General features: G+C 64.4%; 10 protein-coding genes. 3 read left to right on the plus strand and 7 right to left on the minus strand.

Annotated features, from left to right (window positions below; translation table 11 throughout):
- Nucleotides 1-183: 183 nt before the first annotated feature.
- Complete coding sequence (locus tag SMA01S_RS23480) at nucleotides 184-2,097, plus strand: S9 family peptidase (protein ID WP_066827825.1); 1,914 nt, start codon at nucleotides 184-186, stop codon at nucleotides 2,095-2,097.
- 116 nt (nucleotides 2,098-2,213) lie between these two features.
- Here the strand turns inward: SMA01S_RS23480 and SMA01S_RS23485 are convergent, their stop codons facing one another.
- From SMA01S_RS23485 to SMA01S_RS23510, 6 genes are all read right to left on the minus strand, one after another.
- Nucleotides 2,214-3,281 carry a cell wall hydrolase gene (locus SMA01S_RS23485; RefSeq protein ID WP_245649428.1) on the minus strand — a complete coding sequence of 356 codons (1,068 nt, stop codon included), beginning with the start codon at nucleotides 3,279-3,281 and terminating at the stop codon, nucleotides 2,214-2,216.
- Nucleotides 3,282-3,583: 302 nt separating this feature from the next.
- Nucleotides 3,584-3,931 carry an ATP-dependent Clp protease adapter ClpS gene (clpS, locus tag SMA01S_RS23490; RefSeq protein ID WP_439654324.1) on the minus strand — a complete coding sequence of 116 codons (348 nt, stop codon included), beginning with the start codon at nucleotides 3,929-3,931 and terminating at the stop codon, nucleotides 3,584-3,586.
- Between the two features lie 233 nt (nucleotides 3,932-4,164).
- Nucleotides 4,165-5,145, minus strand: coding sequence for a phosphoribosylaminoimidazolesuccinocarboxamide synthase (locus SMA01S_RS23495; RefSeq protein WP_066827826.1), 981 nt, complete (start codon nucleotides 5,143-5,145; stop codon nucleotides 4,165-4,167).
- Between the two features lie 148 nt (nucleotides 5,146-5,293).
- Nucleotides 5,294-6,025 (minus strand): phasin family protein, encoded by a 732-nt coding sequence (locus SMA01S_RS23500; RefSeq protein WP_066827833.1) that lies wholly within the window; start codon nucleotides 6,023-6,025, stop codon nucleotides 5,294-5,296.
- Nucleotides 6,026-6,138: 113 nt separating this feature from the next.
- Nucleotides 6,139-7,839, minus strand: coding sequence for a PHA/PHB synthase family protein (locus SMA01S_RS23505; protein WP_157094119.1), 1,701 nt, complete (start codon nucleotides 7,837-7,839; stop codon nucleotides 6,139-6,141).
- A gap of 2 nt (nucleotides 7,840-7,841) precedes the next feature.
- On the minus strand, nucleotides 7,842-8,021 hold the full coding sequence (locus SMA01S_RS23510) for a hypothetical protein (RefSeq protein WP_066827828.1): 180 nt from the start codon (nucleotides 8,019-8,021) through the stop codon (nucleotides 7,842-7,844).
- Between the two features lie 144 nt (nucleotides 8,022-8,165).
- Here SMA01S_RS23510 and SMA01S_RS23515 point away from each other — a divergent pair, with 144 nt between their 5' ends.
- Nucleotides 8,166-9,374 (plus strand): LL-diaminopimelate aminotransferase, encoded by a 1,209-nt coding sequence (locus SMA01S_RS23515; protein WP_066827829.1) that lies wholly within the window; start codon nucleotides 8,166-8,168, stop codon nucleotides 9,372-9,374.
- A gap of 89 nt (nucleotides 9,375-9,463) precedes the next feature.
- On the plus strand, nucleotides 9,464-10,240 hold the full coding sequence (locus SMA01S_RS23520; RefSeq protein ID WP_066827830.1) for a sulfite exporter TauE/SafE family protein: 777 nt from the start codon (nucleotides 9,464-9,466) through the stop codon (nucleotides 10,238-10,240).
- Between the two features lie 154 nt (nucleotides 10,241-10,394).
- On the opposite strand, the gene SMA01S_RS24740 is transcribed toward SMA01S_RS23520, so the two are convergent.
- On the minus strand, nucleotides 10,395-10,831 hold a 437-nt coding region (locus SMA01S_RS24740; protein WP_218016948.1), incomplete at its 5' end, for a hypothetical protein.

Below are 10,831 nucleotides of genomic sequence, written 5' to 3' on the forward strand. Positions count from 1 at the left end.
GGTGGGAGGGTGAGGGTCTTCTTTCTTCTTCTGTTTCGGCACACGCCTGGAAGAAGACCCTCACCCAACCCTCTCCCGCAAGCGGGAGAGGGCTTTTAGCGATTCGATATGGTCTCCTTCACAGGCTTGCCTATCAGTAACGACGGCGTATCGATCCCATCCTTCCCTCCCAAGGAGTCGCCGATGCGCCTTGCTCTTGCCGCCGCCCTGCTCGCCGCCACCGCCGCTCCCGCACTCGCGGCGCCGCTTCATTCCTTTTCCGGGCTGGCGCTGTCCGCCGCGGGCGACCGCGTCGCCAGCGTGGAGGAAAATGAAGACGCCACCGCCGCCAAGCCCGCGCATGGCCGGATCGTCGTGCGGTCGGCCAAAGACGGCAAGATCCTGGCGACGCTCAATCCCTGCGCGCAATGCACCTATTCGGGCCTGACCTTCGGCCCCGGCGGTACGCTTGCCTATCTGCAGCGCGATCGTGCGACCGGCGTGGTCGCGCTGGCGCTGGCCGACGGCAAGACCACGCGCACCATCGCCAGCGTGAAAGGCATCGCCCAGACCCCGCGCTTCTCGCCCGACGGCAAGAAGATCGCGTTGCTGGTGACGCTCAACGCCGCCAAGGAATCGGGCGCGACCCAGCCTGGCGTCCGCCAGGTCGGAGAGATTGGCGAGAAGAGCGACGAACAGCGGCTGGCAGTGTTCAACCTGACGGGCGCGCCGGTGACCGACGTCAAGCCGGTCTCTCCCGCCGATCGCTATGTCTACGAATATAGCTGGACCCCCGACGGCACCGGCTTCGTCGCGACGACCGCGCTCGGCAATGGCGACGATAATTGGTGGGTGGCAACGCTCGATGCGATCGATGCGACGACCGGCGCGGTGCGCCCTATCGCGCGACCCAAGACCCAGATCAACGCGCCGCGAATCTCGCCCGACGGCAAGACGGTCGCCTATATCGGCGGACTGATGAGCGATTTCGGCTCGGTCGGCGGCGACATCTGGACGGTGCCGTTCGCCGGCGGCGAGCCGGTCGACATGACCAAAGGCGAGAAAGCCACCGTCACCTCCCTCAGCTGGACCAAAGGCGGCTTGCGCGCGACGCGGCTGATGGGCCCCGACATGCAGATCGCGGCACCGGGCGCCAAGGGCACGACAATGTTGTGGGCGCAGCCGTCGAGCTTCGCCGCGGGCGACGGTCGCGCGGCCTATAGCGCCGACGGTGCGACCATCGCGACGGTCGTTTCCGATTTTGAGCATGCCCCCGCCATCTATGCCGGGCCGGCGCGCAGTCCCCGCAAGATCACGACCGACAATGACAGCCAGGTCGCGCTGGTGAAGGCGCGTAGCATCAGCTGGAAGAATGACGGTTTCGACGTGCAGGGCTGGCTGCTCACCCCGATCGATGCCGATCCCGCGCGCAAGGCGCCGATGATCACCGTCGTCCATGGCGGCCCGGCCGCCGCGAATGTCCCCAACTTCGTGTCGAAGGGCGGCCTGCCGAGCCTGATCCGCGCCGGATATTATGTGTTCCTGCCCAATCCGCGTGGCAGTTATGGCCAGGGCGAGGCGTTCACCATGGCCAATCGCCGCGATTTCGGCGGCGGCGACCTGCGCGACATCCTGGCCGGGATCGATGCGGTCGAGAAGGTAGCGCCGGTCGACGACAACCGGCTTGGGCTGACCGGGGGCAGCTATGGCGGGTTCATGGCGATGTGGGCGAACACCCAGACCAACCGCTTCAAGGCGATCGTCGCGGGCGCCGGCCTGTCGAACTGGATCAGCTATTACGGCACCAACGGCATCGACCAGTGGATGATCCCGTTCTTCGGCAAGTCCGCCTATGACGATCCCGAACCCTATGTGAAGGCCTCGGCGATCACCTATATCAAGAAGGCCAGGACCCCGACCTTCATCTATGTCGGCGAACGCGACATCGAAGTGCCGCCAACCCAGTCGATCGAATATTGGCACGCGCTCAAGGAACTCGGCGTGCCGACCAGCCTGGTGATCTATCCCGACGAAGGCCATGGCATCCGCGGCGCCGAACACGCCGCCGACGTCCAGCGCCGCTCGGTGGCGTGGTTCGATAAGTATCTGGGGAAGTAACGGAGCAGCCATCCGTCATCCCAGCGAAAGCTGGGATCTCATGCGGCTCTTGCGTCGCGCCATCGCCAAAAGATCCCAGCTTTCGCTGGGATGACGGGAGTTTGAGATGACGGACGCTATTGCAGCGGCTTGCCCGAATCCTTCCAGCGGTCGTGGATCTGCGACGCGCCGGGCAGATTGTCAGCGGCCGGCGGAGGCGCCGCGCGGGCGACGCTGATGTCCTGATATTTGGGCTGGATCAGCGCGATATTGGTGCTGGGTGCTTGCGGCACGGCCAGACCCGGCACGACCGGCGCCGCTACCCCCGGCGTATAGGCGGCGAATTGCGTCGATGGCAGCGGCGTGAGCGGCGGGGCGATCTTGGCGTGCGGCCCGGGCACCGGCTCGCCGCCGCGATAGCGCGCATTGCTGAACGCTGCGGGCGTGCCCCAATAGCCTTTCCAGCGATGGAAGAAGTGCATGCCGATCGCGTCGGTCATCACCAGGCTGCGGTTCCACGACGGCGTCACCGCATAGGTATGGTAATGCGTCGCCAACCCCACGCCCCGGACGACATAGCCGTTGAGCGCCTCGAGCGCGTAGCGCCGCGCGCGGTCCATCGCCGAGCGCATCGGCACCCGCGCCATCGACCCGTCACAGGCATAGCTGAACTGGCAGCCGGTGCTCTTTTCCGATCCCTGATAGACGACGCCGCAGACGGTCGAGGGAAAGGCCGGGTGGCGGACGCGGTTGAGGATCACCTGGGCGACCGCGCGCTGGCCCTCTTCGCTCTCCGACGCCGCCTCGTAATAGATCGCGGTCGCCAGGCAATCGAGCGCGCGCGCTTTGTCGAGCGCGCTGGCGCCGGCCATCGAGAAGGGCTGCGCCGCGCGCACGGTGCCGTCGGTGTCGGGGGTCAAATCGGCATTGGCCGGGACCGGCAGATCGGGCAGCGCGGTGGTCCCGGTGGTGCCCGCGGTCGGCGCCGCTTGCTCCTCGGCGACGAAGAACAAAGCCGCGCCGGGGAAATGGTCCTCGCTCTCATAACCGATCGGCGGCAGCGGCGGCGCCTCGGCCCTGGTCTGCGCGGCATAATAAGCGATCACCGCTGCCTTGGCCGACACGGCGAGCATGGGCACGCCGACCAGTCCCGCGAGCAATGCCACACGAGTCTGCCGGACCGTCCAGTTGCGCCAATCGATCACTTGAGTGCGGTGTCCTTCACTTGCGCCCGGCGCGTCATCCGGGCGCGGAGCGCCTTACCGCGAAAAGCTTACCGAAGCGCCCCCGGAATCCGCCGTGTCCCGCGGCGAAACGATTGATGGTTAACGTAATTCCTGCGGGGCGGAGCGCCGGCAACGCCCGGCGCGATGCGCACAGCGCACCGCCCCGCACGGCCGGCGGACGGGCTCCAGCCCGATCCGGCCGACGGCTTTGCCGGCGGCGTCCTATCCGCGAAAAACCGTGGGATCCAGAATTCAGCCTGGGCCGAACGACCGAGCGCCGCTCACGCCTTCTCAAGCGTGCATTGCAGCGGATGCTGATTCTGCCGCGCGAAGTCCATCACCTGGCTGACCTTGGTCTCGGCGACTTCGTAGCTGAATACGCCGCACACGCCGACGCCCTTTTGATGGACGTGGAACATCACCCGAGTCGCTTCCTCGGTCGACATGCGGAAGAAGCGCTGCAGGCAGAGCACGACGAATTCCATCGGCGTGTAATCGTCGTTGAGCATCAGCACGCGATAGGGCGTCGGCTGCTTGGTCTTCGTGCGGGTGCGCGTGGCGAGCCCGACGCCGGTGTCGTTGTCACCGTCGTTGCCATTGCCGACCCCATCGGGATCGTTGGCCATCATGATGTCGGGGTTCTGCATATCAGACGGCAAAATATGGCATTGCGGCGCGTCGGGGCAAGAGGGTGCGCGCACGTTAAGTGCTTTTCGTCGTTGGGGGCGGGATGGGGCCCCCGAATCTGTCGGCGCACAACGCCCGCCCAAACGATCTTCGCTTGGGCGATTTCCCGCTGGCCCGACTAAGCGCCAATTCTCGTGATGCGGACGGTGGAGGCTCAGCGGTCGATTCGGCGCGTTCAATGCACGTCGAAATATGGTGCCAAATTCGTGCGAATCCGCTCCAGCACCGTGCGTCCCCCAAGATCGGGCGCGAATGAACGGCCGGTGATCGTCTCGAAGGCTTCGGCATAGACGGCGGCGGTGCCGGTGATCAGCTCTTGCGGGATCTCGGGGATTGGGTCCTTGTAGGGATCACATTGCATGGTCACCCATGACCGCACGAAATCCTTGTCGAAGCTGTCGGGCCGCTCGCCGGCCTCGAACCGCGCCTGATAGCTGGACGCTCGCCAATAGCGACTGCTGTCCGGCGTATGTATCTCGTCTGCCAGGACGATCGCACCGTCGGGTGCGACGCCAAATTCGTACTTCGTATCGGCAAGGATCAGTCCGCGTTGCTCGGCATTCTTCTGCCCACGCGCGAACAACGCCAGCGCGGCGGCGCTGAGTTCATCCCATTGCGCGGGCGTCAGCAGCTTGCGCGCCAGGATTTCCGCCGGCGTCAGTGGCTCGTCATGCCCGCCGTCGAACTCCTTGCTGGTCGGCGTGATGATGGGCTCGGCGAGCTGGGCATTGTCGCGCAGCCCATCGGGCAGCGTCATGCCATACATGGCGCGTTGACCCTTCTTGTAGAGGGTAAGGATCGAAGTGCCGGTGGTCCCCGCTAAATAGCCGCGCACCACGATCTCGACCGGCAGGATATCCAGTCGACGGCAGATCAGGACATTGGGATCGGGATAATCGAGCACATGATTGGCGCAGATATCGGCCGTCTGCTCGAAACAGAAACGCGCCGTCTGGGTCAGCACCTCGCCCTTGAACGGAATGGCGCAGAGGATGCGGTCGAACGCGCTCAGACGATCACTGGCAATGATGATCCGCCGCCCGTCGGCCAGATCGTAATTGTCGCGCACCTTGCCGCGATAATGGTTCGGGAGTTCTGGGATGGCGGCATCGACCAGGACGCGCGACGAGAAGGCGGCGAAATCGATGGACGGCATGCGCTGATCCTGGAGGCCCGGGGGATATTTGCCCTAGCCCGGCCCGCTGAGAATGTCAGCCGGCGACGGCCTTTCATCCCAAACGAAAAGGGCGGCCGCCGGATGGCGACCGCCCTTTCGATGTCTCACCGGAAGGTGAAGGTGGCGCTTACGCGGCGACCTTGATCTTCTCGGCGGCGAGCGCGACGCGGTTCGAAATCGGCTTGGCGACATCGCCGGCCAGCTTCAGCATCGCTTCGGTGTTCTTCGAGCTCTCGGCGACGAACGAGTCGAACTGGCCACGGACGAAGTCCGCCTGCAGCTTGAAGAACTCGGTCGGCGACTTGACGGCGGCAAAGCCCTTCAGCGCCGCGGTGGTGCCTTCGAACTGCTTGCGCGCGTAATCAGCATAATCCTGGCCGAGGGTCTCGAAGCCCTTGGCCGCGATCTTGCCCGACTCGACGAGCGCTTCGACGTTGCCCTTGCCGAACTCGTTGATGTCTTCGAACGCCTTGGCGCTCTTTTCGGCCGCGGCCTTCGCCTTGGCGCTGAATTCCGCGAAATAGGCCTGGCCCTTTTCGGCGGCGTCCTTGATGGTGTCGTTCATCTTGATAGCTTCCTTTTCGATGGTGGCCGGCGCCTCCTGGGCGACTGCGGCGACGGTTTCTGTCACTTGTTCGATCACGGTCTCGACTGCGGGGGTCTCGACGGGTGCGGTCTCGAGGACGGGCGCCGCCGGCTGCTCTACGGCAGGGGTTTCGGCAACGATCGGTGCGGGGACCGGCACGGGCTTCGCCTCGACGGGAACCGAAGCCGGCTTGGTGGATTTTGCCGGCGTGCGCTTCACCGGCGCCTTGGCTGCGGGTTTCGCCGCCTTGGTCTCGGGGGTCTTGCTCACCATCACATCCTCCGCCGCATCATTGCTGCATTGCACAAAATAGTGCATGGAAGGCAAAGGTCAAGCGATTTTTGTGCAGTGCAACATAAGCGTAACGACCGACGCAAAACGGTCACTCAACGCGCGCGGACATAGTCTCCCGGAGCATCGGCGATCGCCGGACGCTTCTTGCCCTTGCCGGGTTCGCGCGCGCCTTTCACCTTGACCTCGGTCGCGTCCTGGCCGCGCAGCCAGCCGATCCAGTCCGGCCACCAGCTGCCTTTGGTCTCGGTCGCCCCGGCGACGAATTCGGCCAGGGTCGCGGCGGGTTTGTCGTTGGTCCAATATTGATATTTGCCCGCGGCCGGCGGATTGACCACCCCGGCGATATGGCCCGACCCCGCCAGGACGAACTTGAGCGGACCGGCGAACAGATGGGTGATCTTCCACACGCTCTCGGCCGGGGCGATATGGTCCTCGCGCCCCGCCTGGATATAGCTCGGCGTCGCCACCTTGGTCAGGTCGATCGGCGTGCCGGCGATCGCCAATGCCCCCGGCCGCACCAGCAAATTGTCGCGATAGAGATCGGTCAGATACGACAGATGCCATTTCGCAGGCAGGTTGGTGGTGTCGCCGTTCCAGTGGAGCAGGTCGAACGGCGCATAATCCTGCCCCATCAGGTAATTGTTGGCGACGTAATTCCAGATCAAGTCGCGCCCGCGCAGCAGGTTGAACGTCAGCGCCATGTAGCGCCCGTCGAGATACCCTTCGGGCGACAATTGCTTGATCATGTCGAGCTGGGCGTCGTCGACGAAATTGAGCAGGTCGCCGGCATCGGCGAAGTCGACTTGCGCGGTGAAGAAGGTCGCGGTCCTGACCTTGTCCGCTTCCCCCTTGGCGGCCAGATAGGCGAGCGTCGCGGCGAGCGTCGTGCCCGCGACGCAATAGCCGATCGCGTGTACCGCCTCGACATCGAGCTGGTCGCGGATCACGTCGATCGCCTCGATCTGGGCGAGCACATAATCGTCCCAGCTGGTGTCGATCAGGCTGGCATCGGCCGATTTCCACGACACCATGAACACCGATAGCCCCTGATCGACGGCCCAGCGGATGAAGCTCTTTTCGGGCGTCAGATCGAGGATGTAGAAGCGGTTGATCCAGGGCGGAAAGATCACCAGCGGCGTCGCCAACACGGTCTCGGTGGTCGGCGTGTAGTGGATCAGCTCGAACAGCGGACTGCGATAGATCACCTTGCCCGGCGTCGTGGCGAGATTGCGCCCGACCTCGAACGCCTCGGCATCGGTATGCGTGAGCTGCCCCTTGCTCAGATCGTTGAGCATGTTGGACAGGCCCTTGAGCAGATTCTCGCCGCGCGTCTCGATCGTCTTCTGGATCACGTCCGGATTGGTGAAGGCGAAGTTGGACGGGCTCATCGCGTCGATGAACCCTTGCGTGGCGAAGCGGAATTGCTCGCGCTGTTTGGGGTCGAGCCCTTCCATCGCATCGACCTGTTTCAGCATCTGGTCGGCGATCATCAGATAGGATTGGCGGATCCAGTCGAACACCGGATTCTGCCACGCCTCGGACTTGAACCGCTTGTCCTTGACCGCCGCGCCGCCCTCTTCAATCGCCTTGGGATCGAGGAAGCGCTGCCACAATTTGAGGCTGTCCGACCAGAAATCGCCGACCCGCGCCAGGGTAGCGGGGTCGTTGAACCCCGGGATCACCGGCACGCCCGCGCCCAAGCCGGCTTCGAGCATCATCTGCTGCGCCCGGCCCATCACCCAGGTCCAGTGCTGCATGTCTGCCAGGCTGGGCGCGTCGGTCTGGTCGGCCATCGTCATTGTTCCCCGGCGAAGGTCTGCATGCGCTGAACGCGCCACTCCTTCTTAAGGCACCGCCACGCCGCGCGAAAGCGTCCACCGGTCGCGAAAACATCGTTCTTTGGGTCGTTGCCGCGCTGGCGGAACTCGCCGGCGGCAGCAGCCCCGGCCGCTGCCGCCAGCATCACAGCAATCATCGTGTTTCGCCACCGGGTACCCGATGGCGAACGCGGCGCCTCCCCCGTTTGTCTCCGCTTTTGGGCACGGATCGCCGCATCCGGAACAACGCGGTTTCGCGCCCGCCCGCTTATGCCGTAAGGAGGAGGCGAAAGGAGTTTTGAATGTCCGACGATTTCTACCGCATCAAACGTCTGCCGCCTTATGTCATTGCCGAGGTCAACGGCATGCGGGCAGCAGCGCGTGCGGCAGGCGAGGACATTATCGACCTGGGCATGGGCAATCCCGATCTGCCACCACCCCAGCACGTCATCGATAAACTCTGCGAAGTCGCGCAAAAGCCCGACGCGCACGGCTATTCGCAGTCCAAGGGCATTCCCGGACTGCGCCGCGCCCAGGCCAATTATTATGGCCGCCGCTTTGGCGTCGAGCTCGACCCCGAGACCGAAGTCGTGGTGACGATGGGGTCGAAGGAAGGGCTGGCCAGCCTGGCGACCGCGATCACCGCGCCGGGCGACGTCGTGCTCGCGCCCAATCCGAGCTACCCGATCCACACGTTCGGCTTCATCATCGCCGGCGCGACGATCCGCGCGGTGCCGACCACGCCCGACGAACATTATTTCGAGAGCCTGGAGCGCGCAATCGCGTTCACCGTGCCGCGCCCGTCGATCCTGGTGGTCAATTACCCGTCCAACCCGACCGCCGAGACGGTCGATTTGGCCTTCTACGAGCGGCTGGTCGCCTGGGCGAAGGAGAACCAGGTCTGGATCCTGTCCGACCTAGCCTATTCGGAGCTCTATTTCGACGGCAAGCCAACCGTGTCGATCCTGCAGGTCAAGGGCGCCAAGGACATCGCGATCGAGTTCACCAGCCTCAGCAAGACCTATTCGATGGCCGGCTGGCGGATGGGCTTCGCGGTCGGCAACAAGAAACTGATCGCGGCGATGACGCGGGTGAAATCCTATCTCGATTACGGCGCCTTCACCCCGATCCAGGCCGCCGCCTGCGCCGCGCTCAACGGGCCGCAGGACATCGTCGAGAAGAACCGCCTGCTCTATCACAAGCGCCGCGACGTACTGGTCGAAAGCTTCGGCCGCGCCGGCTGGGATATTCCCAGCCCGCCCGCCAGCATGTTCGCCTGGGCACCACTGCCGCCCGCGCTGATGCATTTAGGTAGCCTTGAGTTCTCCAAACAATTGCTGACTCACGCCAAGGTCGCGGTCGCGCCAGGGGTGGGATATGGCGAGAATGGGGAAGGGTACGTGCGCATTGCGATGGTCGAGAACGAGCAGCGCCTGCGCCAGGCCGCACGCAACGTGCGACGCTATCTCCAGTCGATGGGAGTCAACACCCCGGCGAGCAATAGTGGCTGAACGGGCGCAACCCGTTCTTCCCTCCTTGGTCCGCCCGGTCGCCGCGGCGGTGCACGCCGGCCAAACCTCGTGACGCCGCGTACCCAGCAATGACGATCAACCTGCTCTACTCGCTCGCCGGCGTGCTGGTCGGGCTGGTCGTCGGGCTGACCGGAGTCGGCGGCGGCTCGCTGATGACGCCGTTGCTGGTGCTGGCGTTCGGATTCCACCCGACCACCGCTGTCGGCACCGACCTGCTCTATGCCTCGGCGACCAAGGCCGTCGGCACAACCGTCCACGGCTGGCGTGGCACGGTCGATTGGCGCGTCGTCGCGCGGCTGGCGCTGGGCAGCGTGCCCGCCACCATTCTGACCCTGATTGTCCTCAGCCGCGCGGGGCCCGCCTCGACGACGACCGGGCATGTCATGTCGGTGATCCTGGGCGTGACCTTGCTGTTGTCGGCGGCGGCGACTCTCCTCCGCGGACGCATCGTCAACTATCTGACGCCGCGCTTCGGCACGATGAGCCCGCGCAAACTGGCGGGATCGACCATCCTGCTGGGGGCAGTGCTGGGGCTGCTGGTCTCGCTGACCTCGGTCGGTGCCGGCGCGCTGGGGATGACCGCGTTGCTGATCCTCTACCCGGCATTGCCGGTCAACCGGCTGGTCGGATCGGACATCGCGCACGCCGTGCCGCTGACCCTGCTCGGCGGGATCGGCCACTGGATGCTCGGGTCGGTCGACGGCGCGCTGTTGGTGTCGCTGCTGATCGGGTCGATCCCCGGCATCATCGTCGGAAGCCTGATCGCCAGCCGCGTATCGGACCGCGTGCTCGGCCCGATCCTGGCGGTGGTGCTGGCGATGGTCGGGGTGCGGCTGCTGTTCTGAAGGCCCGGGCCAGCTAATCGCCGCTCTATCGATCATTCGACCGACGATTCCCGGATTCCGGAGGCTGCCGTACGTTCGCGACACGGCAAACGACTGCTATTGGTGGAAGGCGGTCATTTATTGGGTTCACTTAGAGCCGATAAACCACCCGAGTTTAATCGGGATCAGGCCGGTCGATGCGCCACCCTTTGACGGCTCTAAATGGATCGCCAGAATACGGGTCATATAAGAAAACGCTAGTACGCTGACACCAGCGAACTTTACCGAATCCACATTGATCAACGAGATATGTGCATTCAGCTTTGCCCTTGCCTATTGGCTTACAAGTCGCGCTGCGAACGCGAATGCGTGATGCCTGGTTGAAGGCTTCGAAGTCGGTCGGTAGGCCGACACTCTGCAGACCATTTAACACCGATAATGCCGTTTCGAGGCGTTCGACCGTACGCCGGCTGGGTATCTGCGGCGCGCTATCGGCGGCGGCTGACAACAGTAAAAAGGCGAGTAGGAGCATTTCGGACTTCCTGCGCCGATTTGTTATTGACCACGAGATATAGAGCATGGCGACCGCGATGTCCGCAACTGGGTCGATTG

Origin of the sequence: Sphingomonas mali NBRC 15500 (assembly GCF_001598415.1) — a bacterium.
GTDB lineage: Bacteria > Pseudomonadota > Alphaproteobacteria > Sphingomonadales > Sphingomonadaceae > Sphingomonas > Sphingomonas mali.